The sequence below is a fragment of the Streptomyces antarcticus genome, from assembly GCF_026627255.1.
Classification (GTDB): Bacteria; Actinomycetota; Actinomycetes; order Streptomycetales; family Streptomycetaceae; genus Streptomyces; species Streptomyces antarcticus.
Map to the genome: position 1 here is coordinate 1 of NZ_JAPNLM010000053.1, position 26,597 is coordinate 26,597.

18 protein-coding genes and 1 rRNA gene are annotated in these 26,597 nt (G+C 72.5%); 8 read left to right on the forward strand and 11 right to left on the reverse strand.

Annotation, left to right across the window (positions count from 1 at the left end):
* Positions 1 to 300: 300 nt before the first annotated feature.
* The 3 genes from OTB16_RS37885 to OTB16_RS37895 form a co-directional block, all read right to left on the reverse strand.
* Positions 301 to 5,283 carry an NAD-glutamate dehydrogenase gene (locus OTB16_RS37885; RefSeq protein ID WP_267727280.1) on the reverse strand — a complete coding sequence of 1,661 codons (4,983 nt, stop codon included), beginning with the start codon at positions 5,281 to 5,283 and terminating at the stop codon, positions 301 to 303.
* A gap of 361 nt (positions 5,284 to 5,644) precedes the next feature.
* Positions 5,645 to 6,334: an HAD family hydrolase gene (locus tag OTB16_RS37890; RefSeq protein WP_267727282.1), complete on the reverse strand. Its 690-nt coding sequence runs from the start codon at positions 6,332 to 6,334 to the stop codon at positions 5,645 to 5,647.
* Positions 6,331 to 6,831 (reverse strand): DUF6912 family protein, encoded by a 501-nt coding sequence (locus tag OTB16_RS37895; RefSeq protein ID WP_267727283.1) that lies wholly within the window; start codon positions 6,829 to 6,831, stop codon positions 6,331 to 6,333. The genes OTB16_RS37890 and OTB16_RS37895 overlap by 4 nt, the downstream gene beginning before the upstream one ends.
* Before the next feature lie 426 nt (positions 6,832 to 7,257).
* On the opposite strand from OTB16_RS37895, the gene OTB16_RS37900 reads away from it, so the two are divergent.
* Positions 7,258 to 7,701, forward strand: coding sequence for an Rv3235 family protein (locus OTB16_RS37900; protein ID WP_420717883.1), 444 nt, complete (start codon positions 7,258 to 7,260; stop codon positions 7,699 to 7,701).
* Between the two features lie 287 nt (positions 7,702 to 7,988).
* Here the strand turns inward: OTB16_RS37900 and secA are convergent, their stop codons facing one another.
* Positions 7,989 to 10,796, reverse strand: a complete 2,808-nt coding sequence (gene secA, locus OTB16_RS37905) for a preprotein translocase subunit SecA (RefSeq protein ID WP_267727286.1) — start codon at positions 10,794 to 10,796, stop codon at positions 7,989 to 7,991.
* A 228-nt stretch (positions 10,797 to 11,024) separates the two neighbouring features.
* Between secA and OTB16_RS37910 the strand changes: the two genes are divergently transcribed.
* Entirely contained in the window at positions 11,025 to 11,627 is a 603-nt protein-coding gene (locus tag OTB16_RS37910) for a GNAT family N-acetyltransferase (RefSeq protein ID WP_267727287.1), read from the forward strand.
* A 92-nt stretch (positions 11,628 to 11,719) separates the two neighbouring features.
* The gene (locus tag OTB16_RS37915; protein ID WP_267727288.1) at positions 11,720 to 12,898 is read left to right on the forward strand and encodes a winged helix-turn-helix domain-containing protein; all 1,179 of its coding nucleotides are present in this window, start codon (positions 11,720 to 11,722) and stop codon (positions 12,896 to 12,898) included.
* A gap of 72 nt (positions 12,899 to 12,970) precedes the next feature.
* On the opposite strand, the gene OTB16_RS37920 is transcribed toward OTB16_RS37915, so the two are convergent.
* The 6 genes from OTB16_RS37920 to mtrA form a co-directional block, all read right to left on the reverse strand.
* Positions 12,971 to 13,708, reverse strand: coding sequence for a response regulator (locus tag OTB16_RS37920; RefSeq protein ID WP_267727290.1), 738 nt, complete (start codon positions 13,706 to 13,708; stop codon positions 12,971 to 12,973).
* 190 nt (positions 13,709 to 13,898) lie between these two features.
* Positions 13,899 to 14,594: a ribosome hibernation-promoting factor, HPF/YfiA family gene (gene hpf / locus OTB16_RS37925; RefSeq protein WP_267727292.1), complete on the reverse strand. Its 696-nt coding sequence runs from the start codon at positions 14,592 to 14,594 to the stop codon at positions 13,899 to 13,901.
* 345 nt (positions 14,595 to 14,939) lie between these two features.
* A complete protein-coding gene (locus OTB16_RS37930) occupies positions 14,940 to 15,722 on the reverse strand; it encodes a ComF family protein (protein WP_267727295.1) in 783 nt (260 codons plus the stop codon).
* Between the two features lie 216 nt (positions 15,723 to 15,938).
* On the reverse strand, positions 15,939 to 17,813 hold the full coding sequence (locus OTB16_RS37935; protein ID WP_267727297.1) for an LpqB family beta-propeller domain-containing protein: 1,875 nt from the start codon (positions 17,811 to 17,813) through the stop codon (positions 15,939 to 15,941).
* Positions 17,803 to 19,740 (reverse strand): MtrAB system histidine kinase MtrB, encoded by a 1,938-nt coding sequence (gene mtrB / locus OTB16_RS37940; RefSeq protein WP_324290940.1) that lies wholly within the window; start codon positions 19,738 to 19,740, stop codon positions 17,803 to 17,805. Before mtrB ends, OTB16_RS37935 begins: the two co-directional genes overlap by 11 nt.
* A gap of 1 nt (position 19,741) precedes the next feature.
* A complete protein-coding gene (mtrA, locus tag OTB16_RS37945) occupies positions 19,742 to 20,431 on the reverse strand; it encodes a two-component system response regulator MtrA (protein WP_189828951.1) in 690 nt (229 codons plus the stop codon).
* A gap of 234 nt (positions 20,432 to 20,665) precedes the next feature.
* Here mtrA and OTB16_RS37950 point away from each other — a divergent pair, with 234 nt between their 5' ends.
* The 5 genes from OTB16_RS37950 to OTB16_RS37970 are packed head-to-tail and all read left to right on the forward strand — an operon-like array spanning position 20,666 to position 26,402.
* Positions 20,666 to 21,913 (forward strand): hypothetical protein, encoded by a 1,248-nt coding sequence (locus OTB16_RS37950; RefSeq protein WP_267727301.1) that lies wholly within the window; start codon positions 20,666 to 20,668, stop codon positions 21,911 to 21,913.
* Between the two features lie 7 nt (positions 21,914 to 21,920).
* Positions 21,921 to 22,601 (forward strand): DUF4129 domain-containing protein, encoded by a 681-nt coding sequence (locus OTB16_RS37955; RefSeq protein ID WP_420717882.1) that lies wholly within the window; start codon positions 21,921 to 21,923, stop codon positions 22,599 to 22,601.
* Positions 22,598 to 24,109, forward strand: coding sequence for a DUF4350 domain-containing protein (locus OTB16_RS37960; protein WP_324290941.1), 1,512 nt, complete (start codon positions 22,598 to 22,600; stop codon positions 24,107 to 24,109). Before OTB16_RS37955 ends, OTB16_RS37960 begins: the two co-directional genes overlap by 4 nt.
* Complete coding sequence (locus OTB16_RS37965) at positions 24,106 to 25,092, forward strand: AAA family ATPase (RefSeq protein ID WP_267727303.1); 987 nt, start codon at positions 24,106 to 24,108, stop codon at positions 25,090 to 25,092. The genes OTB16_RS37960 and OTB16_RS37965 overlap by 4 nt, the downstream gene beginning before the upstream one ends.
* Positions 25,092 to 26,402 carry a DUF58 domain-containing protein gene (locus tag OTB16_RS37970; protein ID WP_267727305.1) on the forward strand — a complete coding sequence of 437 codons (1,311 nt, stop codon included), beginning with the start codon at positions 25,092 to 25,094 and terminating at the stop codon, positions 26,400 to 26,402. The genes OTB16_RS37965 and OTB16_RS37970 overlap by 1 nt, the downstream gene beginning before the upstream one ends.
* Positions 26,403 to 26,524: 122 nt before the next feature.
* Here the strand turns inward: OTB16_RS37970 and rrf are convergent.
* Positions 26,525 to 26,597 (reverse strand): 5S ribosomal RNA (rrf, locus tag OTB16_RS39865); the annotation flags it as partial.

The following is a 26,597-nucleotide window of genomic DNA, read 5'->3' on the forward strand; positions in this document are numbered from 1 at the left end:
TCCACGACCCCACCCTCAACAGCGAACATGTTGCCATCGAGAGTGAGGCTGACAGAACCAGCATCCCGAACACCAACCGCCCGGTCACCCAGCCCGGCGAACGTTCGTGGACAACGCACTAGAGACGCACCCCCCAGCCCCGCCGGCGTTTGAGGCGCGGGGGTCCGGGGGCGGAGCCCCCGCGGCCGCCGCCCGGCCGGAAGGGGCGTACGCGGAACGGGCCGGGCCCGGGACCAGTCAGGTCCCGGGCCCGGCCCGTCCGCGCAAAGGATCGGCGGCGCCGATCAGCGGCGGCACCGATCAGGCGTGCACGCGCAACAGCGACCGCATCGTCCGCATCGCCACCGACAGGTTCGCCAGGTCGAAGTCGTCCGAGCCCCGGATCTCGTCCAGGGTCGTCCGGGCCCGCGAGATGATCGCCGCGTTCTTCTCCTCCCACGCCGTGAAGCGCTCCTCGGGAGTCGAGGTGCCGTTGCCCACGGACAGCACGTCGGCCGTCAGGGCCGCGTGCGCCGCGAACAGGTCCTCGCGGATGGACGCGCGGGCCATCGACTGCCAGCGGTCGGACCGCGGCAGCTCGATGATGCGGTCCATCAGCTGGGTGATCTCCAGGCGGTCGGCGAGGTCGTAGTACACCTCGGCGACGTCCAGCGGGGCCACACCCGTGCGGTCGGCGATGGCGACGATGTCGAGCGTCGGGAACGCCGAGGAGAAGCCGGCGACCTTCGCCGCCAGTTCCTCCGGCACGCCCTCGCCGATCAGCTCGTCCATGATCGACCGGTACCACTCCAGGTCGGCGCCGCGCACCAGCTTCGGCACCTCGTCCCAGACGTTCCCGACCCGCTCGCCGAAGAACTCGATGGTCTCGGTGATCTCCAGCGGCTGCGGCCGGTTGTTGAGCAGCCAGCGGGTGCCGCGCTCCACCAGGCGCCGCGAGTGCAGCCGGATCCGGGTCTGGACACTGGCCGCGACCTTGTTGTCCAGCGCCTCGACGTCGTCCCAGACCCCGGCCAGGCCGAAGATCTCGCGCGCCGCGAGCTGCGCCCGCACGATCTCCTCCGTGGAGGCTCCGGTCTCCTCGCGGAGGCGGTGCAGGAAGGTCGAACCACCGGTGTTGACGGTGTCGTTGACCAGGATCGTCGTGATGATCTCCCGGCGCAGCGCGTGCGCGTCGATCTGCTCGGGGAACCTGTCGCGCAGCGCGCTCGGGAAGTACGCGTAGAGCAGCCGGCGCAGGTAGGCGTCGTCCGGCAGCCCGGTGGCGATCAGCTCGTCCGCCGTAGTGATCTTCGTGTAGGCGAAGAGGACGGCGAGCTCCGGCTGGGTCAGGCCCCGGCCGTTGCCCAGCAGCTCGCGGATCTGCCGGTCGGTGGGCAGGAACTCCAGCTCACGGTTGAGCAGTCCGGCGCGCTCCAGGCGGCGCATGAAGCGCTGCTGCGCGTGGAGCAGGCTGGGGGCCTGCGCCGCGCCGTTGGAGAGCGCCACGTTCTGCGCGTAGTTGTTGCGCAGGACGAGGTGGCCCACCTCGTCGGTCATCTCGGCGAGCAGCTTGTTGCGCTGCTTGACCGTCATGTCGCCGTCCGTGACCACCGCGTTCAGCAGGATCTTGATGTTCACCTCGTGGTCGGAGGTGTCCACGCCCGCGCTGTTGTCGATGGCGTCGGTGTTGATCTTGCCGCCTTCGCCGCCCGTGCCGGTCCGGGCGAACTCGATGCGGCCGAGCTGGGTCAGACCGAGGTTGCCGCCCTCGCCGATGACCCGGGCCCGCACGTCGGAGCCGTTGACGCGGATGGCGTCGTTGGCCTTGTCGCCGACGTCCGCGTGCGTCTCGGACGTCGCCTTGACGTACGTGCCGATGCCGCCGTTCCACAGCAGGTCCACGGGGGACTGGAGGATCGCCTTCATCAGGTCGGCCGGGGTCATCTTGGTGACGCCCGCCTCGATCCCGAGGGCCGCGCGGACCTGCGCGTTGACCGGGATGGCCTTCGCCGTACGCGGGTGGACGCCGCCGCCCGCCGAGAGCAGCGCGGTGTCGTAGTCGGCCCACGAGGAGCGCGGCAGGTCGAAGAGCCGGCGGCGCTCGGCGTAGGAGGTGGCCGCGTCCGGGTTCGGGTCGATGAAGATGTGCCGGTGGTCGAAGGCGGCGACCAGGCGGATGTGCTCGGAGAGCAGCATGCCGTTGCCGAAGACGTCGCCGGACATGTCACCGACGCCGACGACGGTAAAGTCCTCGCTCTGGGTGTCGTGGCCCAGCTCGCGGAAGTGCCGCTTGACGGACTCCCAGGCGCCGCGGGCGGTGATGCCCATGCCCTTGTGGTCGTATCCGGCCGAGCCGCCCGAGGCGAAGGCGTCGCCGAGCCAGAACCCGTACGCCTCAGCGACCCCGTTGGCGATGTCGGAGAAGGTCGCCGTGCCCTTGTCGGCGGCGACGACGAGGTAGGTGTCGTCCTCGTCGTGGCGGACCACGCCGACGGGCGGCACGATCTCGCCGGCCACCATGTTGTCGGTGATGTCGAGGAGCGCCGAGATGAAGATCTTGTACGAGGCGATGCCCTCGGCGAGCCAGGCGTCGCGGTCCACCGACGGGTCGGGCAGGTTCTTCGCGACGAAGCCGCCCTTGGCGCCGACCGGCACGATGACGGTGTTCTTGACCATCTGCGCCTTGACCAGGCCGAGGATCTCCGTACGGAAGTCCTCGCGCCGGTCGGACCAGCGCAGGCCGCCGCGGGCGACCTTGCCGAAGCGCAGGTGGACGCCCTCGACGCGCGGGGAGTACACCCAGATCTCGAAGGCGGGGCGGGGCGCCGGCAGGTCCGGGATGGCCTGCGGGTCGAACTTCATCGACACGTAGCTGTGCTGCTCGCCCGCGTCGGTGAGCTGGAAGAAGTTCGTCCGCAGCGTCGCCTTGATCAGCGTGAGGAACGCGCGCAGGATGCGGTCCTCGTCGAGCGAGGCGACCTGGTCCAGGGCCCCGTCCAGCTCCTCCAGCATGGCGTCGACGAGTTCGCTGCCGGCGGTCTGCCGGGCGGGCGACATCCGGGCCTCGAAGAGGGAGACCAGCAGCCGGGTGGTGTGGACGTTGTTGCGGAGGGTGTCCTCCATGTAGTCCTGGCTGAAGGTGGAACCGGCCTGGCGCAGGTACTTGGCGTACGCGCGCAGGACGACAGCCTGCCGCCAGGTCAGGCCGGCGCCGAGCACCAGGGTGTTGAAGTTGTCGTTCTCGGCGTCGCCCTGCCAGACCGCGGCGAAGGCGTCCTGGAACCGCTCGCGGGCGTCGTCGGCGAGGTATCCGGACCCCCCGGCGTGGTCGCCGTTGCCCGCGGAGACGGGCATCCGCAGGCCGAAGTCGTAGATCCAGGCACTGACCCGGTCGGAGCGGCGCAGCTCGTACGGGCGCTCGTCGGTGACCTCGACGCCCAGGCGCTGCAGGACGGGCAGGACCGCGGAGAGCGAGACCTGGTCACCGGTGCGGTAGATCTTGAACCGGCGCTCGCCGGGGCCCGCGCCGACCGGCTCGTACAGCGAGAGCGCGAACTCGCGGTCGCTGGCGGAGAGCCGCTCCAGGTGGCAGAGGTCGGCGACGGCCGCGCGCGGCGAGTGGTCGGCCTTGTAGCCCTCGGGGAAGGTGGTTCCGTAGCGGCGCAGCAGCTCGGCGGCGCGCTCCTCGCCCAGCTCGGCGACCAGGGCCTCGGCGAACCCGTCGGCCCAGGAGCGGGCGGCGTCGACGAGGCGGCCCTCGATGCGCTCGACGTCGGTGTCGGTCAGGACGGGCAGTTCCTTGCCCTGGGGGACGCGGACGACGAAGTGGATGCGGGAGAGGATCGACTCGGTGTTCCAGGCGGTGAAGTCGACGCTGGTGCCGTCGAGCTCCTCCTTGAGGATGTCCATCAGCCGCAGCCGGACGCCGGTGGTGAACCGGTCGCGCGGCAGGTAGACCAGCGCGGAGTAGTAGCGCCCGTACTCGTCCTGGCGCAGGTACAGCCGCAGCCGGCGGCGCTCCTGGAGGTACAGGACGGAGGTGACGATCCCGCGGAGCTGGTCGACCGGGGTCTGGAACAGCTCGTCGCGCGGGTAGGTCTCCAGGATCTGGAGCAGGTCGCGGCCGTCGTGGCTGCTCGGCGCGAAGCCGGCGCCCTCCAGGACCTCGGCGACCTTGCGGCGCACGACGGGGACCCGGCGCACCGACTCGGTGTAGGCGGCGGAGGAGAACAGGCCGAGGAAGCGGCGCTCGCCGACGACGTTGCCGTCGGCGTCGAACTTCTTGACGCCGACGTAGTCGAGGTACGAGGGGCGGTGCACGGTGGAGCGGCTGTTGGCCTTGGTCAGCACCAGCAGGCGGTGCTCGCGGGCCTTGGCGCGGGCGTCGGCCGGCAGCCGGTTGAAGGACGGCGAGACGGGGTGGCCGTCCTCCTTGCCGCTGTGCAGCGGGTCGGAGCGCAGGATGCCGAGGCCGGTGCCGGGCACGGCGGTCAGGGCGTCCCCGTTGACGAGGTTGTACTCGCGGTAGCCGAGGAAGGTGAAGTGGTCGTCGGCGAGCCAGCGCAGCAGCTCGCGGGCCTCTTCGAGCTCGTACTCGCGCAGGTCGGGCGCGGTGGGCTCGTTCGGCAGCTCTTCGGCGATGCGCATCGCCGCGTCGCGCATCTTCTCCCAGTCCTCGACGGACTCGCGTACGTCGGACAGGACGCGCAGCAGGTCGGCGGTCATCTGCTTGAGGTCGGCGCGGTCGGTCTCGCGGTCGATCTCGACGTGGATCCAGGACTCGATGAGGGAGTCGTGGGGGCGCTCGGTGCGGGGGCCGTGGGCGTCGCAGTCGGGGCCGAGGATCTCGATCAGCTTGCCGGTGACGTCACGGCGGACGACGACCTGCGGGTGGATGACTACGTGGATGCCGCTGCCCTTGCGGGACAGCTCGTTGGTGACGGAGTCCACGAGGAAGGGCATGTCGTCGGTGACCACCTCGACGACCGAGTGGCTGGAGGTCCAGCCGTTCTCCTCGACCGTGGGGGTGTGCACGCGCACGTTCGCGGTGCCCTGTGGCCGGTTCTCGGCGAGCCGGTAGTGCGAGAGCGCCGCCCCGAACACGTCGACCGGATCCCGGTCCAGCAGATCCTCTGGGGCGGTGTGCAGGTAGTAGCGCTGGAGGTAGGAGAGAACGGTGTCCCGGTCCGGACGCCCTCCCTTCTCTGACCCAGTCGGAAGTAGCCCCCCGGCCGGGCTGTTCTCAGCTACCCGTGCCGCCCGTGTGAGCAGCTCGGCCTTTGCTTCGTCCAGCTTGGTCTGCATGTCCTCTGGCTCCTGTCGCGCGCCATTGCGTGACGTAGGTGAAGGAAGGAACGACACAGCGCCGCGGTGAGGCGGGATGTCCGTCCGTAATCGGGATCGACGCTATGTCGTCGAGAAGGCCGACCGGGATGGTTTCGGCCATGATCGCCGAGGCCCGGTGGCAGGGACCAGCGATGGCCCGGGCACCGAAGTGCGCCGGGCTGGGTCCGGGGGCATCGGTGCCCCCGAGGACTATCGCGCTGATCACGGGTCAAGGCTATCCCCACCCACCCCCGGCCCGTCATGAGCTGTATGTGTACAAATCCGGGGGTGGAACTTTGACACTCTGGACAGCGACGCGACCGGCCGACCGTGCACAGCGCTATTCGGCCAGCTCGCGAGCTGTCCGTACGGCCTCCGCCAGCGTGTCCACGACGGGCACCCCGGCTGATTCCAGACTGCTGCGGCTGTGCGAGCCGCCCGTGTAGAGAACGGCCCGTGCGCCGACGTGGGCGGCGGCCACGGCGTCGTCCACGGCGTCTCCGATGAGGACCGTACGTCCGGCGCTCACGCCCGCCCCCTCCAGGGCGGCCATGTGGCGTACGAGATGTCCTGCCTTGCTGGTGTGGGAGGGACCGGTCCGGCCGTCGACGCGCAGGAAGTGCCGCTCGATGCCGTGGAACCGCACCAGGGGCACCAGCTTCTCGTGGGGCGCCAGGGACAGCAGGGACTGCGTGAGTCCGTCGCGCTGCCAGTCCTGGAGCAGTTCCAGGGCCCCTTCAGTGAGTCCGGCGTCGTGGGCCTCGGCCCAGTAGTGCCGGTGGAAGGTGTCGTCCATGAGGAGCCACTCCGCCTCGGTGGGCAGCCGCCCCATGAGGCGCTCGTAGAACTTCGGCACGGGGACGACGTACAGGTCGCGGTAGGTGGCCAGGGTGATCGCCGGGAAGCCGAGCTCGGCGAAAGAGGCGTTCGTCGCGGCCATCACCGCGTCGATGTCGTGGAGCAGCGTGCCGTTCCAGTCCCAGACTATGTGGGTCGGGCGGGCGGCGTCGGCGGTCACTTCAGCGGTCACTTCAGCAGCCCCGGGATCTCCTGGACGCCAAACCAGAGCAGCTCGTGGTCCTCGGCGCCGTCCACGACGGACCGCGCGCCGCCGTCCCCGCCGTCCGCGGCCGCGAGGGCCCGCGCGGCGGCGGCGACGTCCTCGCGGGCGTCGTCGGCGTCGACGTGCACGGCGGCGGCCACGGCGAGCCGAACGGCGTCGGCGAGGGCGACCCGGCCGAGCGCGGCCTCGTCCTCCCCGGGGGCGGGCGTGGCGGCCCCGTCGGCGACGTCGAGGGCCACGACGACGCGCGTGCGCGGCGCGGCGGCGTCCTCGGCGATCATCCGGAGGGAGGCGGCGGCGGCCCGGCCCAGGGCGGCGTACTCCAGCTCCTCGATGTCGTCCGACACGTACCACTCGCGCAGCCCGGGGGTGACGGCGTACGCACGCAGCGGGGCCGGGCCCAGCTCACCCGCCTGGTGCGCCTCGGCGAGCCCGGGGAGGGTCAGGGGGACGTACACGCGCATGGCCGGCTGCTTTCGGTAGTCGGAAACGCCCCCAGGATACGACCGGCCCTCCTCCCCCCGCCCGCCCCCTCACACGACCCGGCCCCTCGGGCCACCCGGTCAGGGGCTCCCGCCGGGGCCCGCCGCCGCGCCTGCGGTCGTGGCGGGGCGGGGGTCCGGCTGAGTGACGGCGGCCGTCCCCCTTCGGGGTGCCGGACCGGGCCCCGGCGGCGTCCACCCCGGTACGCGCCCGGCCGGCGCGCGGGCCGCTGACGGGCTGCCGTCGGGGCCGGGCGCACTCGGATAGGTGAACCCGGCCGCGCGCCGCGGCGGGCGTCGGCGCGGTTGCGGAGCGTGTTCGGCGGCCGTAGAAGGTTCCCATCAAGTTACCGCCCGGTACCACTCCGGGCCCGGCCTGTTCGGGGGCAGATCGCGATGGACACCACGATGCGCGGCACGACGATCGGCGGCGAGGGAAGCCGGCGGCGGCCACCGTCCGGCCCGGGCCGGACCCGCCCCGCCGGACGGCGGGACGGGAGCCGCCCGGCGGGAGGACCGCCCCGGGCCCTGCGGCTGGGCCCCCACCACTGGTTCGCGGAACGCCTGCTGGCGGTCGTCAGCGGCTGCCGCCCGGTCCACTCGCTGCTCGGCCACACCGTCGGCCCGGCGTACCAGCAGCTGGTCGGCCTGGCCGACGAAGGCCCCCTGCGGGACCGGCTCCGCCCCGTCATCCGCCAGTGCGGCCGCTTCACCCCGGGCCCCGGCGTCATCGAGGCCTTCGCCCGCATCGCCACCGGCGACCGGGTGACGGCCATGGCCTTCCGCCTCGAGCAGGGCCAGGACCTCCGCTGGCGCTGCGCGGCCATCGAAATGCACTCCCCCCGCCCATGACCCACCCACACCCCCACCCCCGCCGACACGTCAACTCCCGCCGCCATATCCGGCCCCGCCCGCACATCCCGACTCCGGCGCCATTTCCAGCCCCGCCGGCGTTTGAGGCGCGGGGGTCCGGGGGCAGCGCCCCCGGCAACGGCGCCGCACCCACGCCCACCCCGGAACGGACCGGCACAACGCGACACAACGCGGCCGGGGGCGGACACCACCCCCCGTGTCCGGCCCCGCCCCCCCCCCCGGGGGTCCGGCCCCGGCCGACGGTCAACCCAACCCCAGCGGCGGGGTCACTTCTTGCGGCGACGCCCGCCGGAAGCCTTCTGCGCCTTGCGCCGCTCCGCCCGCGTCATCCCGTCCCCGGAACCATCGGCGTCGGCGTCATTCTCGAAGTCGCCCTCGATCACACCGCCCTCACCGTCCACGGTCGGCGCCGAGAAGTGCAGCCGGTCCGGCCGCTGCGGGGCCTCCAGCCCCTTCGCCCGGATCTCCGGACGGGCCGGCGCCGCGTCCTTCGTCAGCGACGGCGACGGCGACGCGTCCTGCACCAGGACCTCCTCGACCTGCTGCTCGACCTGGACCTCCAGGTTGAACAGGTAGCCGACGGACTCTTCCTTGATGCCGTCCTGCATGGCGTTGAACATGTCGAAGCCCTCGCGCTGGTACTCGACCAGCGGGTCCTTCTGGGCCATCGCCCGCAGACCGATGCCCTCCTGCAGGTAGTCCATCTCGTACAGGTGCTCGCGCCACTTGCGGTCCAGCACCGACAGCACCACGCGCCGCTCCAGCTCGCGCATGATCTCGGAGCCGAGCGTCTTCTCGCGCGCCTCGTACTGCTCGTGGATGTCGTCCTTGACGGACTCCGCGATGAATTCGGCGGTGATGCCCGCGCGGTCGCCCGCGGCCTCCTCCAGCTCGTCCACCGTCACCTTGATCGGGTAGAGCTGCTTGAACGCGCCCCACAGCCGGTCGAGGTCCCACTCCTCGGCGAAGCCCTCTACGGTCTCGGCCGCGATGTACGCGTCGATGGTGTCGTCCATCATGAAGCGCACCTGGTCCTGGAGGTCCTCGCCCTCCAGGACGCGGCGGCGCTCCCGGTAGATGACCTCGCGCTGGCTGTTGAGGACCTCGTCGTACTTCAGGACGTTCTTGCGCGTCTCGAAGTTCTGGGTCTCGACCTGCGACTGGGCCGACGCGATCGCGCGCGTCACCATCTTGTTCTCGATCGGCACGTCGTCCGGCACGTTGGCCATCGCCATGACCCGCTCGACCATCTGCGCCTTGAACAGGCGCATCAGGTCGTCGCCGAGCGACAGGTAGAACCGGGACTCGCCCGGGTCGCCCTGGCGGCCGGAGCGGCCGCGCAGCTGGTTGTCGATGCGGCGCGACTCGTGGCGCTCAGTGCCCAGCACGTACAGGCCGCCGAGGTCCTTGACCTCTTCGAACTCGGCCTTCACGGCCGCCTCGGCCCTGGTGAGCGCCTCGGGGAGGGCGTGCGCCCACTCCTCGATGTGCTCCTCCGGGTCCAGTCCGCGCTGGCGCAGCTCGGCCTCGGCCAGGTCGTCGGGGTTGCCGCCGAGCTTGATGTCGGTACCGCGGCCGGCCATGTTCGTCGCGACCGTGACGGCGCCCCGGCGGCCGGCCTGGGCGACGATGGTCGCCTCCCGGTCGTGCTGCTTGGCGTTCAGCACCTCGTGCGGGACGCCCCGCTTGGAGAGCTGCTGGGAGAGGTACTCGGACTTCTCGACCGACGTCGTACCGACGAGGATCGGCTGGCCCTTCTCGTGCTTCTCCGCGATGTCGTCGACGACCGCCGCGAACTTCGCGACCTCGGTGCGGTAGATCAGGTCCGGCTGGTCCTTGCGGACCATGTCGCGGTTGGTCGGGATCGGGACGACGCCGAGCTTGTAGATCTGCTGGAACTCGGCGGCCTCGGTCATGGCCGTACCGGTCATGCCCGACAGCTTCGAGTACAGGCGGAAGAAGTTCTGCAGGGTGATCGTGGCGAGGGTCTGGTTCTCGTCCTTGATGTCCACCCCTTCCTTCGCCTCGATCGCCTGGTGCATGCCCTCGTTGTAGCGGCGGCCGGCCAGGATGCGGCCGGTGTGCTCGTCGACGATCATGACTTCGCCGTCGATGACGACGTAGTCCTTGTCGGCCTTGAACAGCTCCTTGGCCTTGATCGCGTTGTTCAGGTAGCCGACGAGCGGGGTGTTCACCGACTCGTAGAGGTTCTCGATGCCGAGCCAGTCCTCGACCTTCGCGACACCGGTCTCGTGGATGGCGACGGTGCGCTTCTTCTCGTCGACCTCGTAGTCGCCGGTCTCCTCGATGCCCTTCAGCGGCTGGCCGGGCTCGCCCTTCTTCAGGCGGGTCACCAGCTTCGCGAAGTCGCCGTACCACTTCGTGGCCTGGTCGGCCGGGCCGGAGATGATCAGCGGGGTGCGGGCCTCGTCGACGAGGATCGAGTCGACCTCGTCGACCACGGCGAAGTTGTGGCCGCGCTGGACGAGCTCGTCCTGGGACCACGCCATGTTGTCGCGCAGGTAGTCGAAGCCGAACTCGTTGTTCGTGCCGTAGGTGATGTCACAGCCGTACTGCTCGCGGCGCTGCGCCGGAGACATGTTCGCCAGGATGCAGCCGACGTCGAGACCGAGGAACTTGTGGACCCGGCCCATCATCTCGGAGTCGCGCTCGGCGAGGTAGTCGTTCACCGTGATCAGGTGGACGCCTTCGCCGGACAGGGCGTTCAGGTACGCGGGCAGCGTGCCGACGAGGGTCTTGCCCTCACCGGTCTTCATCTCGGCCACGTAGCCGAGGTGCAGCGCCGCGCCGCCCATCATCTGGACGTCGTAGTGCCGCTGGCCGAGGACGCGCTTGGCCGCCTCACGGACGGTGGCGAAGGCCTCCGGAAGGAGGTCGTCCAGGCTCTCGCCGTCCTGGAAGCGCTGCTTGTACTCGTCCGTGAGCGCCCGCAACTCGGCGTCGGAGAGGTTGACGAAGTCCTCTTCGATGGAGTTGACCTGGTCCGCGATGCGGTGCAGTTTGCGCAGGATCTTGCCTTCGCCTGCACGCATGAGCTTGTTGAAGACGGACACCGAGGTTTGTCTCCTTGCCGGTCGGGCCTGGGCACTGTACGTACACGGGCACGGCAGGTGGGCCCCACCGCAACGGCCATCGTAAGCGAGGACGTGGTCGCGTCGGGAGGTCCGCCGTATCCGCAGGGCACGGGTGCCCGGAATGAGAACGTACGGGGGACGCCCAAGGTGCCGCCCTTCCGCGAAATCCGTTCGCACGGGGCGTCGGCGCGACCCCAGAATCGGTTCATGGAGCCCACCACACTCAGCACCGCCCGCCTCGACCTGCGGCCCTTCGTCCCGGCGGACGAGGACGAGCTGTACGCCGTCGCGCAGGACCCCGGCATCCAGCGCTGGACCATGGTCCCCTCCCCGTACGAGCGGGAGCACGCGCACCGCTTCGTGAACGAGACCGTCCCCGGGGGCTGGCGCGAGGACACGGGCTACAGCTTCGCCGTCCGCCTCGGCCCCGGCGGGCCCCTGGTAGCGGCGGTCGGCGTGCACGTCCGCCCGCCGGACGGGTACGAGATCGGCTACTGGGCGGTCAAGGAGCACCGCGGCCGCGGCTACATGACCGAGGCAGTGGACGCCGTCGCCCGCTGGGCCTTCACCGTGCTGGACGTCCCGCGCCTGGAGTGGCGGGCCGAGGTGGGCAACGCGGGCTCGCTGGCCGTCGCCCGGAAGGCCGGCTTCCGCATGGAGGGCATCCTCCGGGCCGGCCACCTGCACAACGGCACGGCGCGCGACTGCTGGATCGGCTCCCTCCTCCCCCAGGACCTCGGCCTCCCCTCCGCCCTGCCCTACCTCCCCGCACCGGCAGCCGAGCCGGCGGCCCAGGCTCCGGCGTCCTGACTCCACCCGCCCCGCCCACGCGGCACCCCGCCCCGACCCCGCGGCCTCCGTAACCAACTCGCTGTCAGTGGCACCGCCTAGGCTCACCGACCATGACGAGCCTGCCGCCGCCGACCGTGTCCCTCTCCGCCGACGAGGCCCGCCGCATCGCCCTGCGCGCACAGGGCTTCCTCGGGGCGCCCGACCGGCGCGGGGGTGTCCGCGGGGTGCTGCGCCACCTGGGCGCCGTACAGCTGGACACCATCTCTGTGCTGGCCCGCTCGCACGAGCTGATCCCGTACGCGCGCCTCGGCGCGGTGGGCCGCACGGCGGTGGAGTCGGCGTACTGGACGGACCGGCACGCCTTCGAGTACTGGTCGCACGCTGCCTGCATCCTGCCCATCGAGGAATGGCCGCATTTCGCCTTCCGGCGCCGGGCCAACCTGGCGCGCGGCCACCGCTGGCACGTCCTGGCCGACAAGGAGCGCTCGACGAAGGCGGTCCTGGACCGGCTCGCGGTCGAGGGTCCGCTGACCTCCACCGAGCTGGGCGGCGCCAAGAAGGGCGGCGAGTGGTTCGAGTGGTCCGAGACCAAGATCGCGGTGGAGTGGCTGCTCGACACCGGCGATGTGGTGTGCGGCGAGCGGCGCGGCTGGAAGCGCGTGTACGACCTGCCCGAGCGGGCCGTCCCCGACGCGCTGCTCCACGACGACCTGGACGACAGCACGTGCGTGAGTCGGCTCGTCGCCCTGGCCGGGCAGTCGCTGGGCGTCGGCACCCGCGCCGACATCGCGGACTACCACCGCCTCAAGGGCGAGCAGGTGGACGCGGTGATCGCGGACTCCGGACTCGTCCCGGTGGAGGTCGAGGGCTGGGCCAAGGCCGCCTGGGCGGATCCGGCGGCCCTCGCGACGGCCCCCCGGGGCCGCCACCGCACGACGCTGCTGTCCCCGTTCGACTCCCTGGTGTGGGACCGGCCGCGCACGGAGCGGGTCTTCGGCTTCACCCACCGCCTGGAGGCGTACGTCCCCAAGCCGAAGCGGATCCACGGGTACTTCGCGATGCCGCTGCTGGCGGGCGGGCACCTGCGCGGCCGCGTCGACCCGGCCCGGGAGGGCCGCACGCTGGTCGCCCGCCAGCTCTCGCTGCAGACCCCGGCGGCGGCCGGCGCCATGGCCGAGGCCCTGTGGGAGGCGGCCCGGTGGGTGGGGTGCGAGGAGGTCCGCGTCGAGCGCGCGCAGAGCCCCCAGGAAGCGGCGGCCGTCACGGCGGAACTGGCCCTGCGCGCGTAGGCGTTGACGGCGGCGGCCCGGTCGAACCGGTCGAACCCGGGCCGGCCCCCAGCCCTCGACCCCTGGGCCGGTCTAGCGGATTTCGAGGATCTTCTCGCGCATCGCGTAGACGACGGCCTCCATCCTGGAATGCAGCTGCAGCTTCTCCAGGATGTTGCGGACGTGGTTCTTCACGGTGTTCTCGGAGATGAACAGCTCTTTCGCGATGTCCCGGTTGTTCATGCCGGTGGCCACCAGCTTCAGGACTTCCAGCTCCCGGTCCGTCAGCCGGGGCGCCGGCACAAGCCGGCGCTCGTCGGTGCGCTGGATCATCGACTTGAACTCGGTCAGCAGCTTCGACGCCATCGACGGACTGATCTGCGACTGCCCGTCCGCGACCGCCCGGATCGCGGTGGCCACCTCGTCCGTCGAGATCTCCTTCAGGAGGTACCCGGTCGCGCCCGCCTTGATCGCCTCGTAGAGGTCCGCCTCCTCATCGCTGATCGTCAGCATGATGATCTTCGCGGAGGGCGCCACCTCCTTGATGGACGTGCACGCCTCGATCCCGCCGCGCCGCGGCATCCGCACGTCCATCAGCACGATGTCCGGCAGCAGGTCCGCCGCCTTGTCCACGGCCTCCGCGCCGTCCCCGGCCTCGCCGACGACCTGGATGTCCTCCTCCTGCGCGAGGACGATCTCCAGCCCGCGCCGGAAGAGGGCGTGGTCGTCGACCACGAGTACCCGGATGGGCTCCCGGGCCGGCTCCGCCGCGTCCACGACCCGGCGGACCACACCGTCGTCACCGCCCACCGGCCCGAAGCTGTCCGCCATGGTTCCTCCCCCTGCATGTGCTGAGCTGCTGGTCCAACCGGACGGACCATGCCTCCGGTTGACTGCCCGCCATGATTCCATGCCCACGCCACGGCGAGGGGGGACTGTCGGCCACTGCCTGGCGCATACCCGTCATACGGGTGCCCCCGCGGGCCGCTTTCGCGGCCGCGGGGGCACCGAAGGACCGTACTCAGCCGCCGAGTGCTCCGCCGGCGCCCGCGCCGGATTCGTCGGAGCTGGAGGCGCCGTCGGGGTTCAGGTGGATGATGCCGTAGTCGTACGCATGACGTCGGTAGACGACGCTGGGCATCTTGGTTTCGGAGTCGACGAACAGATAGAAGTCGTGACCGACCAACTCCATCTCGTACAGCGCCTGGTCGAGCGACATCGGCGAGGCCGAGTGGGTCTTCTCGCGGACGATGAGCGGGCCTTCGCCCTGCACTTCCAGCGATCCGATCCGGGTGGTCGGAACCGCGTCCGCCTTCTCGTCCGCGACGAGCTCGCCGTTCCCGTTCAGGGTCGCGGCGTTCGGCACCACATCGGCGACCTCCGCTGCCGGGATGCGGCCGCTGCCGCGGCGGGTGTTGCGCTTGTCGTGCTGCTTGCGCAGCCGGGCCTCCAGCTTGTCCTGAGCGAGGTCCAGCGCCGCGTACGGGTCGGCGGCGGCGGCTTCGGCCCTGATCACCGGGCCCCGCGAATGCAGGGTGATCTCCACGCGGTCGGAACGGTCGGCCTGCCGCGGGTTGTGCTCCTTGGACACCTCGACGTCCAAGCTGATCACCTTGGCGTCGAGCTTCTGGATCCGCTCCGGATTCAGCTTCTCGGCCACGTGCTTGCGGAACCGGTCGGGCACCTCGGTCTTGCGGCCCTTGACGACGATGTCCACGCAGAACTCCGTTCCCGGATAGCTACGCCTCGTGGGGCGAAGCGTCTCCCTTTCGCACCAGACTCCGGTGAACACCGGAGCCTCGGACTTGGCGACTTTCACCTCCTCCTCCCCCATCGGCAAGATCTACACCCCACCGACTTCGGAGTCGAGAGACAGCCTCCTGACATGAAGAATTCCGAAACGTGCGATCCGATGCGTGGGGCCCAAGGCTCGCCAGTTCCTCACAACCGAACATATCTCTCTATGGCGGTTGTCGGCACCCGCTACCGGAACGTACCTCCGTTCAGGTGACTGTTCCCTCTTACTACCTGCAACGATGCGCCTTCCCCTCCGGTTCCAAATCTATTCACAAGATTTTTGGTCTGTACGGGTTCCCGACCGCACCGGCCCGAAGGCCCCGGCGGGCGCCGCCACCACCGCCGCCGCCACCCCCGCCACCGCGGCCGCGCCCCGCGCCGGCCCCGCCGTGCGGAGCGCCCGGGCCGCCTCCGCCAGCGTCGCCCCGGTGGTGATCAGGTCGTCCACGAGCACGAGCCGGGCCCCGGCCGTCAGCCGTGCCCCGCCCCGGCACACCGCCAGGGCCCCGTCGAGGTTCTCCCGGCGCTGCCGGGCGCCCAGCCCCGCCTGGTCGGCCACCGCCCGCCGCAGCCGCAGTACGGGCGCCACGCGCGCCGGCACCCCGGCCCGCCGCAGCCGCCCGGCGGCCGCCAGCGCGATCCGGCGCGTCGGGTCGTGCCCCCGCGCACGGACCTGCCGCCGGGTCGACGGGACCGGCACGAGGACCAGCTCCCCCATCCCGGCCCCCACTCCGGCCCCCGCCCCGGCTCCCGGTTCGCCGCAGCCCGCCAGGACCGCCGCCGCGAGGGCTCCGCCGAGCGCGCCGGCCAGCGGCAGCGCCCCGCGCTCCTTGTGGGCCAGCAGGGCCGCCCGTACGCCCCCCTCGTACGCGGCGGCGGCATGCACCACCGGCAGCCCCTCCGGACGCGGAGACGGCCGTACGGGCCCCGCCCCGGCCCCGCTGAGCGCGTCCCCGCAGTCCGGGCACAGCAGCACCCGCACGGCCCCGCAGCCGGCGCAGTCGACCGGCAGGACCAGCCCGGCGAGCTCCCGCCACCATCCCCGCATGCGCTCCACAGTGCCGGGCCGCGGCAGCCCGCCGCCACCCCTGTGGACAACGGCCGGAAGGCCGGCTCAGCGCGCGTGCCTCACGTACTGTCCGCCCCCCTCAGTCCCGGCACACCAGCGCCCGTCCGGCCCGCCCATCTCAGACCCGGGCATACAGGCACCCAGGCGCCCGCCTCAGCCCCGGCACGCAGGCACACAGGCGCCCGGCCGCCCCCCTCAGCCCGGGTACACCGGCGACCGGCCGCCCGCCGCCGCCGTGCGCCACTGCGCCCCCGGCGGCAGCCACACGATGCCGTCCTCCTGCGAGTCCGCCAGCACCGGCTTCGGCTTCGCCTCGTCCTCCGACACGGCCACCGCCACCGCCACCAGTTCGGTGGCCCCGGGCAGGCTCGCCGCGACCATGGAGCCGTCCGCCAGCATGTAGCGGGCCTGGTCGACCCCGCCGCTCTCCCGGCCCACCACCAGCAGCCGGCCCCGCGGCGCCCAGCTCATCGCCGTCACGTCCGCCATCTGCGGGGCGGCCGGGCGCAGCTCGCGCACCGACACCGCCGAGGCCGCCGACGCGTCGGACCGTTCGACCCGCCCCACCCAGAGGTTCTTGCGGCCGTTCTTCTGGACGAGCAGTGCGATCCGCACCCCGTCGGGCGAGGCCTTCAGGGAGGTGATCAGCCCGCCGTCGAGCCCGGACACCTCCACCTTCTGGGGGGCGCCGACCCCGCCGGGCACCCGCCACAGCCCCGGGTTCTGCGGTTCCTGGTCGGCGACCCACAGGTCCCCGGCCGCGTCCCAGCTCGGCGCGGTCAGCAGGTTCGGCTTGGTGCCCCGGCCGATCGGCAGCGGCTGCGGCATCGCCCCGGACCCGACCAGCGGCACCACGTACAGCCCGTGCCCGTCCTCGGAGACCACGGCCGCGCGCCGCTCGTCGTACGTCACCGCCGCCGAGCCGACCTTGAACGCGGGAGTGCCGGACAGCGGGCCCGGCACCTGCTCCGGGCGGTACTGCTGGTCCTCGTTCGTCACGTCGAGGTTCATCCGGACGAGGTGGCTGTCCGCGTCCACGTAGTACTGGTAGACCGGCGTCCGGGGCCGGTTGGCGATGACCGCGGCCGCCACCTCCGTGACCGCGCACTGCGGGGTCTTGCCGTCCGAGCGCAGCACCTCGACCCGTTCCGGCCGCGAGGCCGTCAGGTCCTTGACGGTGTAGAGGAGTTGGGTGGCCATCTTCTGGCACTGCGGCTGCGTGACGTTGTCGGCCTTCCCGTTGAGCGGCACGCGCAGCGTGTTCTGGCCGTCGTACGACAGCGACTTGGTGCCCTCGCGCAGTTCCGTGCCGCTGGGGAAGCTCGACTCGACGACCGGCCCGAGCCACTTGGACGGACCGGCGAGCAGCGACTGCACGGTCTGCGTGGTCGGGTCCATCCGCGAGTCGGGGTCGCTGCGCTGGCGCACGTAGACCGGGTCGGCGACGAGCGTGCCGCCCGCGAAGTAGTACTTGTTCACGGGCATGTAGATGCGCTGGAAGTCGGACTCGCTGAGCACGAGGCTGCTGGGCGGGGTCGCGATCCGCCACTGCTTGTCGACCTGGACGAGCTGGAGGAACTCCTCGTACGATCCGCCGCCGGTCTCCGGCTGGTACGCGCTGCGCTCGTCCACCGTGGCGAGCTTCTTGCCCGTGACCTTCCAGCGGGCCCCGTCGGGCTCCTTCTCGCCCTTGACGGCGAACCGGTCGAGGCCCGAGGAGAGCACGGTGACGGCCGCGCCGGGCTTCCAGCTCTCCGCCGCGTCCTTGGTGAGGTACTTGCGGGCCGTCTCGAGCTGCGGGTCGTCACCGGTCAGCGCTTCCAGGAACCCGTCGACGATGTCGGCGGGACTGGCCCGGTCCGCGGGCGGTACGCCGAACACCCGGACCTGCGAGTCGACACCCTGCGAGGCCCGCACGGGGCGGATCTCGCCGCGGTCCGGCATCGAGGCGCAGCCCGCCAGCAGCAGTACGGCCGTCCCCAGGGCGTACGCCCGCACGGTGCGCCGCCGCCGTCCGCGCCCCGGCGCGCTCCCCGCGCGCGTGCTGGTCGGCTCGGGCTCAGGGTCCATCGGTTCGGTCCTCCTGTGGTGCCTGCTCGGCGGGCCGGGCCACGACCCGGGCCCCGCTGCCCGGCAGGGCCGTCGGGTCGGCGGGTACGGGCAGCGCTCCGGCGACCGCCGACCGCGGAGGTATCGGCGACCGGTCGGGCCCCTCCGGCTGCCGGCGGTCCGCGGCGCTGCCCGCGGCCTCGGCGGCGGCCCGGGCCCGGTTGCCCCGGGAGTCTTCGGGCTCCAGCGGGATCGGCGAGCCCCGCAGCGGCTCGTCGGCGGTGCGCGGCAGGGTCAGGCGGAACTGCGAGCCGCCGCCCGGCTCGCCCCAGGCCTGGAGCCAGCCGCCGTGCAGCCGGGCGTCCTCGACGGCGATGGACAGGCCCAGGCCCGTACCGCCCGTGGTGCGGGCCCGCGCCGGGTCGGCCCGCCAGAAGCGGTTGAAGACGCGGGTGGCCTCGCCGGGCTTGAGCCCGACCCCGTAGTCCCGTACGGCGACGGCGACGGCGCCTCCCGCGGAGGCGAGCCGGACCACCACGTCACGGCCCTCGCCGTGCTCGACCGCGTTGACGACGAGGTTGCGCAGCACCCGCTCCACGCGCCGGGCGTCGGCCTCGGCGATGACGGGCTGGGTGTCGCCGAGGACCCGGATCCGGGTCTTCTTGTGCTCGGCGAGCGGCTCCGCGCCGTCGATGACGCGGCGCACCACGTCCCGCAGGTCGATCGGCTCGGCCTCCAGCGCGGCCGCGCCCGCGTCGAACCGGCTGATCTCCAGCAGGTCGGCGAGGAGCGACTCGAAGCGGTCGAGCTGGCCGGCGAGGAGTTCGGCGGAGCGCGCGGTGATCGGATCGAAGTCGACGCGGGCGTCGTGGATGACGTCGGCGGCCATCCGTACCGTCGTCAGCGGGGTCCGCAGCTCGTGCGAGACGTCCGAGACGAAGCGGCGCTGCATCCGGGACAGCTCCTCCAGCTGCTGGATCTTGTTCTGGAGGTTCTGCGCCATTTTGTTGAAGGCTTCGCCCAGACGGGCGATGTCGTCCTCGCCGGTGACCTTCATCCGCTCCTGGAGCCGCCCCGCGGACAGCCGCTCGGCGATCCCGGCGGCCATCCGCACGGGCGTCACGATCTGCCGCACGACGAGCCAGGCGATGGCGCTGAGCAGCACGACGACGAACAGGCCGGCGGTGGCGATGGTGCTCTTGACCAGGTTGAGGGACTCCTCCTCCTGGGTGAGCGGGAAGAGGTAGTACAGGTCGTACGGATCGCCCTTGACGTCGGTGAGGCGCTTGCCCACGACCAGCGCGGGCCCGGGCGCCTTGCCGCCGGCCCCGGCGGTGTACCGGATCTCGGAGAAGGTCTTGAAGGTCCCGGTGCCGTCGTTGACCTCCCGGCGCAGCGCCAGCGGGACGCTCGCGGTCGGGTCCACGTTGCCGGAGGCACGGGCTCCGCGGACGCCCTGGGCGCCCGGCTGGGCCTCGTCCCCGGTGCCCGCGCCGAGCGCGACGACCTCGAAGGCGGTCTGGCCACCACTGGCCAGCTGCTTGACCAGCGAGTTCATCCAGGTACTGGCGTCCATGCCGCCACGGCTGTCGGCGGCGTCGGGCCCGTCGACCGTCGCGGGGGCGTTGGCCTTCTCCTGTGCGACCGCGAACCCGCCCGCGGCCTGGCTCTGCGCGGCCTCCTCCTTGGCGTCGAGGAGGCCCTTGCTGACCTGGGCGATGACGACGAAGCCGAGCGCCAGGACCACGGAGAGCGACATCAGCAGGGTGGCCGCGACCACCCTGAGCTGGATGTTGCGCCGCCACAGCCGGACAGCCGGAAGCACCGGCCGGCGTACGAGGCGTACGCACAGCCGCAGCAGGGGGCCGCCCGGCGCTCCGTCCTGGAGCAGCCGGCCTCCCCGCAGGGGCCCCCTGCGGGAGCCGCTGCGGGTCTTGCCGGGCTGCACGTCAGCTCGGTCCGGCCTTGTAGCCGACACCGCGGACCGTCACGACGATCTCGGGGCGCTCCGGGTCCTTCTCGACCTTGGAGCGCAGCCGCTGCACGTGCACGTTCACCAGGCGGGTGTCCGCGGCGTGCCGGTACCCCCAGACCTGCTCCAGCAGCACCTCGCGGGTGAAGACCTGCCAGGGCTTGCGGGCGAGCGCGACCAGCAGGTCGAACTCCAGCGGGGTCAGGGCGATCGAGGCGCCTTCCCGCTTGACCGAGTGCCCGGCCACGTCGATGACCAGGTCACCGATGGCCAGCTGCTCCGGCGCGGGCTCTTCCGACCTGCGCAGGCGGGCCCGGATGCGTGCCACCAGCTCCTTCGGTTTGAACGGCTTCACGATGTAGTCGTCGGCCCCGGACTCCAGGCCCACGACCACGTCCACCGTGTCGCTCTTGGCGGTGAGCATGACGATCGGCACGCCGGACTCGGCCCGGATCAGCCTGCACACCTCTATGCCGTCCCGTCCGGGCAGCATGAGGTCCAGCAGCACGAGGTCCGGCTTCGCCTCCCGGAAGGCAGCAAGTGCCTTGTCACCGTCCGCTACGAACGACGGCTCAAAACCTTCTCCACGCAGCACAATGCCGAGCATCTCGGCCAGCGCGGTGTCGTCGTCGACGACAAGGACGCGTCCCTTCATGGTTGACATCATCCCATTAGCTAATCGTTACCAGGCGGTGAGCTGTCCCACAGCCAAAAGGGCTGGAAATCGCCCCTCGAACCTGCGTGGGGATCAGCTCGACCAGTCTGCCCCGGATCCGGGTGACAATTGAAGGTACGGGCTGCCGGAGATCCGGGGGGACGGCTGGTCCGTTCGGTGGTCCCACGTGGCACGATGGCAGCGACCAGCGCCCCCGCCCCAGCAGGTGCACGTGAAGGAGCGACGATGAACGACTCTCCGGGCTGGGCTACGCCCGGATCCTCCCCGTCCGACCCGTCTGACGGCGAGCGGCAGGGCGCACCCGCCGGCCAGCCGGCCACGGGCGACCCGAAGTGGTCCGCCCAGCAGCCGCCGCCCGGCCAGTGGTCGAGCCCGGCCGCAGGGCAGGGCGCCCCGCAGGCGCCGCCCCAGCAGCAGCCGCAGCAGCCGGGCCAGGGCTGGGGATCGTACGGCCAGCAGCAGGGCGGCCCGTACGGCGGCCAGTACGGCTACCCCGGCGGCCCCGGCCCGTGGGGCAAGCCCCCGGCCGCGAAGCCCGGCGTGATCCCGCTGCGCCCGCTCGGCCTCGGCGAGATCCTCGACGGCGCGGTCACCACCATGCGGTCCCACTGGCGCTCGGTCCTGCCGATCACGCTGGTCGTGGCCACCGTCGTCCAGGTCATCAGCCTGCTCATACAGAAGCTCCTGCTGGCGGACCTCGTGGTCTCCACGAGCGGGACCCCGACTCCGGAAGAGCTGGTCAGCAGCCTCGGCAGCGGCCTGTCGGCGACGGTGGCCACCACCTTCATCGACTTCCTGGGGACCGTCGTGGTCACCGCGATGCTCACGATGATCTTCAGCCGCGCGGTCCTCGGCCACGGCTCGACGGTCTCCGAAGCCTGGCGCGACGCCCGCCCCCAGCTCCTGCGCCTCATCGGGCTGACGCTGCTGCTGGGCATCGGCCTGGTCGTACTCGCCCTCGTACTGGTCCTGCCCGCCTTCCTGCTCGACAGCTACGGCCTGGCCTTCCTCGGCTTGCTCGTCTGGGGTGTGGGCTTCGCCTGGCTGTGGATCGTCTTCAGCCTGGCCTCGCCCGCCCTGATGCTGGAAAAGAGCGGCATCTTCACGGCGTTCGGCCGCTCCTGGAAGCTCGTGAAGGGCTCCTGGTGGCGCATCTTCGGCATCACCCTGCTCACCTTCCTGATCGTCCTCATCGTCAGGACGATCATCGTGATGCCGCTGACGATCATCGGCATCCTCGTCTCCGGCACCGGCATGGCGGGGCTGATGGACGGCAGCGCCGCCTACTCCTGGGGCGCACTCGTCTTCGCGGCCATCGGCCTGATCATCGCCCAGACGATCACCATGCCGATGCAGTCCGGCGTCACCGTCCTCCTGTACGTGGACCAGCGCATCCGGCGCGAGGCCCTCGACCTGGAGCTCGCCCGGGCCGCCGGCGTCGAGAACTACGGCAGCGGCGCCACCGGAGGCTGATCCACCCATGATGAGTACGGGGGGCCTCATCAGCCACGCAGCGCCGCTCCTGACGGGCGCGGAGACACCACCGGTGACGACACCGCGCGAGGCCGCCCGGGAGGCGGCCGCGCGCGAGCTGTCCAAGCCGCAGTACCACGAGAACGACCCGAGCCTCCTGGACCGCGCCCTGGCCAAGGCACTGCGGTGGATCTCCGACCTGCTCGACACCGCCGCCGGGGCCGCCCCGGGCGGCGGTGTCGGCCTCGTCGTGATCGCTCTGACCGTCGTCCTGGCCGTCGCCGCCCTGTGGTGGCGCCTCGGCTCGCCCCGCCGTGCCGCCGGGGGCCCCGGCACCCTCTTCCACGACGGCATCCGCAGCGCCGCCGACCATCGCACGGCCGCCGAGGCCCACGCCGCCGCCGCCCGCTGGAACGAAGCCGTCCAGGAGCGGATGCGCGCCCTCGTGCGTTCCCTGGAGGAACGCACCCTCCTCGACCCGCGCCCCGGCCGCACGGCCGACGAGGCCGCCGCCGAGGCCGCCGTCTCCCTCCCCGGTCACGCCGGGGAACTGCGCGCCGCGGCCCGCGCCTTCGACGACGTCACCTACGGCGGCCGCACCGCCGACGCCGACGCGTACGCCCGCCTGCGCGCCCTCGACCTCACCCTGGACCGCGCCAAGCCGCTCCTGACGGGACCCACCGCATGACCGGCCCCCAGCCCCCCGCCGCCGACCCGAAGGACCCCGCAGCCACCCCCGGCACCCCGGCAACCACCCCCGGGCGGAACGACCCTGCCGCGGCGGACACCGACCCAAGAGGCCCGGCGTCCGCCCCCGGGGCAACCACCCCCGCCGCAGGCGCCCCGGCCGGAACCGCCCCCGAAGCGGCAGCTTCCACGGGCGGAGCCGCGAGCCCCGGGACCACACGCCCCGCATCCGGCCCCGCCGCCCCGGCCCCCTGGGCCACGACCACCCCGGCGGCGGCGACGGCAGTCGCCCCCGCGCCCGGCGCGGACGGCGGCCCGCCCCCCGGCGCGCCCACGGCCGTGGTCCCCCGGCTGCCGCAGCGCAAGCGCGTACGCAACGTCCTCATCGTCCTCGCCGTGCTCCTCGCCGGAGCCGTCGCCACGGCCGCCCTCAACTCCGGCAGCCGGCACGGCCACCTCGACCCCCGCTCCGCCGACCCCTCCGGCAGCCGCGCCGTCGCCGAGCTCCTCAAGGAGCGCGGCGTGACCACCCGCGTCGTCACCACCGCCCGCGACGCGGCCGCCGCGGCCGGCCCCGGCACGACCCTCCTGGTCACCGACCCGGACCCGCTCGGCACCGCCCAGCGCAGCGCCCTCCGTTCGGCCGCGGACCTCTCCGGCGGCCGCACCGTCCTCCTCGCCCCGTCGGGTCCGAGCCTCCCCCTCCTGGCCCCCGGAGTCCGCTCCCAGGGCAGCGCCCACCCCGACGTCCTGGCCCCGCAGTGCACCCTGCCGGCGGCCATCTCCGCGGGACGCGCCACGACCGGATCCGGGGAGCGCTACACCGCCCTGCCCGGGGCCACCGCCTGCTACCCCAGCGGCGGCCACCCCACCCTCCTCATCGTCCCCGCCGGCCGGACCGGCGGCGAGACCGTCCTCCTCGGCTCCGAGACCCCCCTGCTGAACGACAGCCTCGCGAAGGAGGGCAACGCCTCCCTCGCCCTCCAACTCCTCGGCTCCCGCCCGGAACTCGTCTGGTACATGCCGTCCCCCGCGGACAGCGACCCGGGCGACGGCCCCGACGCCGGGGAGAAGAGCCTCTTCGACCTCATCCCGGCCGGATGGTCCTGGGCCCTGCTCCAGCTCTTCGTCGCCGGCGCCCTCGCCGCCCTCTGGCGCGCCCGCCGCCTCGGCCCGCTCGTCACCGAACGGCTGCCCGTCGTGATCCGCGCCTCCGAGGCCACCGAGGGCCGCGCCCGCCTCTACCGCAAGGCCGGCGCCCGCGACCGTGCCGCCACCGTGCTGCGCACCGCCACCCGCGAACGCCTGGCCGCGCTGGTCGGCGTACCGCCCACCCGGGCCCACGACCCCGCGTCCCTCGTCCCCGCCGTCTCCGCCCGCCTCACCGGCAAGGCGGCGTCCGGCGACGTGACCGCCCTCCTCTTCGGCACCACCCCCTCCGACGACGCGGCCCTCGTCGCGCTCGCCGACCACCTCGACGCCCTCGAAAGAGAGGTCCGCACGTCATGACGTACCCGGCCACCGAGTCCCCGGCCCCGACCGCGGACAGCGCCCGCGCTTCCCTCGAAGCGCTCCGCACCGAGATCGGCAAGGCCGTGGTCGGGCAGGACTCCGCCGTCACCGGTCTCGTCGTCGCCCTCCTGTGCCGCGGCCATGTCCTCCTCGAAGGCGTCCCCGGCGTAGCGAAGACCCTCCTCGTACGGGCCCTCGCCGCGTCCCTCGAACTCGACACCAAGCGCGTCCAGTTCACACCGGACCTGATGCCGAGCGACGTCACCGGCTCCCTCGTCTACGACGCCCGCACCGCCGAGTTCTCCTTCCAGAACGGCCCGGTCTTCACCAACCTCCTCCTCGCGGACGAGATCAACCGGACGCCCCCCAAGACCCAGTCCTCGCTCCTCGAGGCGATGGAGGAACGCCAGGTCACGGTCGACGGCACCCCGCGCGCCCTCCCGGAGCCCTTCCTCGTCGCCGCCACCATGAACCCGGTGGAGTACGAGGGCACCTACCCCCTCCCGGAAGCCCAGCTGGACCGCTTCCTCCTCAAGCTGACCGTGCCCCTCCCCTCCCGCGAGGACGAGATCGGCGTACTGACCCGGCACGCCGCCGGCTTCGACCCTCGCGACCTGGCCGCCGCGGGCCTGCGCCGGGTCGCCGGCGCGAAGGAACTCGACACCGCCCGCGAGGCCGTCGCCCGCGTCACGATCTCCCCCGAGATCACCGCGTACGTCGTCGACGTGTGCCGCGCCACCCGCGAATCCCCGTCGCTGACCCTCGGTGTCTCCCCCCGCGGCGCGACCGCCCTGCTGGCCACCGCCCGCGCATGGGCGTGGCTCACCGGCCGCGACTACGTCACCCCCGACGACGTCAAGGCCCTCGCCCTGCCCACCCTGCGCCACCGCGTCCAGCTGCGCCCGGAAGCGGAGATGGAGGGGGTCACGGCCGACGCCGTCATCACGGCGATCCTCTCCCACGTCCCCGTCCCGCGCTGATGGCCCTCACCGGACGCGCCGCCCTGCTGGCGGCCCTCGGCAGCATCCCCGTCGGCATCCTCGAACCGAGCTGGACGGGGATGCTCGCGGTGAACGGACCCCTCGCGCTGGCCTGCGCGGTGGACTGCGCCCTGGCGGCTCCGGTCCGCACACTCGCCCTGACCCGCTCCGGGGACACCTCGGTACGCCTGGGCGAGGCGGCGGACGTCCACCTCACCCTCACCAACCCCAGCGGCCGCAAACTCCGGGCCCGCGTACGCGACGCCTGGCCCCCGAGCAGCTGGCTCCCCGGCACCGCACAGGCCGCCTCCCGCCACACGGTGGTGGTCCCGGCCGGCGAACGCCGCCGCCTGACCACCCGCCTGCTCCCCACCCGCCGCGGCGACCGCCGGTCCGACCGCGTCACGATCCGCTCCTACGGACCACTGGGCCTGCTCTCCCGCCAGGGCACCCACGTCCTCCCCTGGACGGTCCGGGTCCTCCCCCCGTTCACGAGCCGCAAGCACCTCCCCTCCCGCCTCGCGCGCCTGCGCGAACTGGACGGCCGTACGAGCGTGCTGACCCGCGGCGAGGGCACCGAGTTCGACAGCCTGCGCGACTACGTCCCGGGCGACGACACCCGCTCGATCGACTGGCGTGCCACGGCCCGCCAGAACAAGGTGGCCGTCCGCACCTGGCGCCCCGAACGGGACCGCCACATCCTCATCTGCCTGGACACCGGCCGCACCTCGGCGGGCCGCGTCGGCGACGCCCCCCGCCTGGACTCGGCGATGGACGCGGCCCTGCTGCTCGCCGCCCTCGCCACCCGCGCCGGCGACCGTGTGGACCTCCTGGCCCACGACCGCCGGATCCGCGCCCAGGTCCAGGGCCGCGCCGCGGCCGACACCCTGCCCGCCTTCGTGAACGCGATGGCCCCCCTCGAACCGGAACTGGTCGAGACGGACTCCCGCAACCTGGTCTCCACCATCCTCCGCAGCGCCCCGCGCCGCTCCCTCGTCGTGCTCCTGACCAGCCTGGACGCCGCCCCGATCGAAGAGGGCCTGCTCCCGCTCCTCCCGCGCCTGACCCAGCGGCACACGGTGCTGCTGGCCTCGGTCGCCGACCCGCACGTCGCCGACATGACGAAGGCGCGCGGCGATGTGGACGCGGTCTACGAGGCGGCGGCCGGCACGCAGTCCCAGGCCCAGCGGCGCCGCACGGCGGACCAGCTGACCCGCCACGGCGTCCACGTGGTCGACGCCACCCCGGACACCTTGGCCCCGTCCCTGGCCGACGCCTACCTCTCCCTCAAAGCCGCCGGCCGCCTCTAGCCCGTCCGCACAACACGATGGGCCCCGAAACACCTCGGGGCCCATTGCCACGTACACCCAAAACCGGTCCGGAACGCAGAAAAGCCCCGCACCATAAGGTGCGGGGCTTTCCCACAATAATTGTTCGGCGGCGTCCTACTCTCCCACAGGGTCCCCCCTGCAGTACCATCGGCGCTGAAAGGCTTAGCTTCCGGG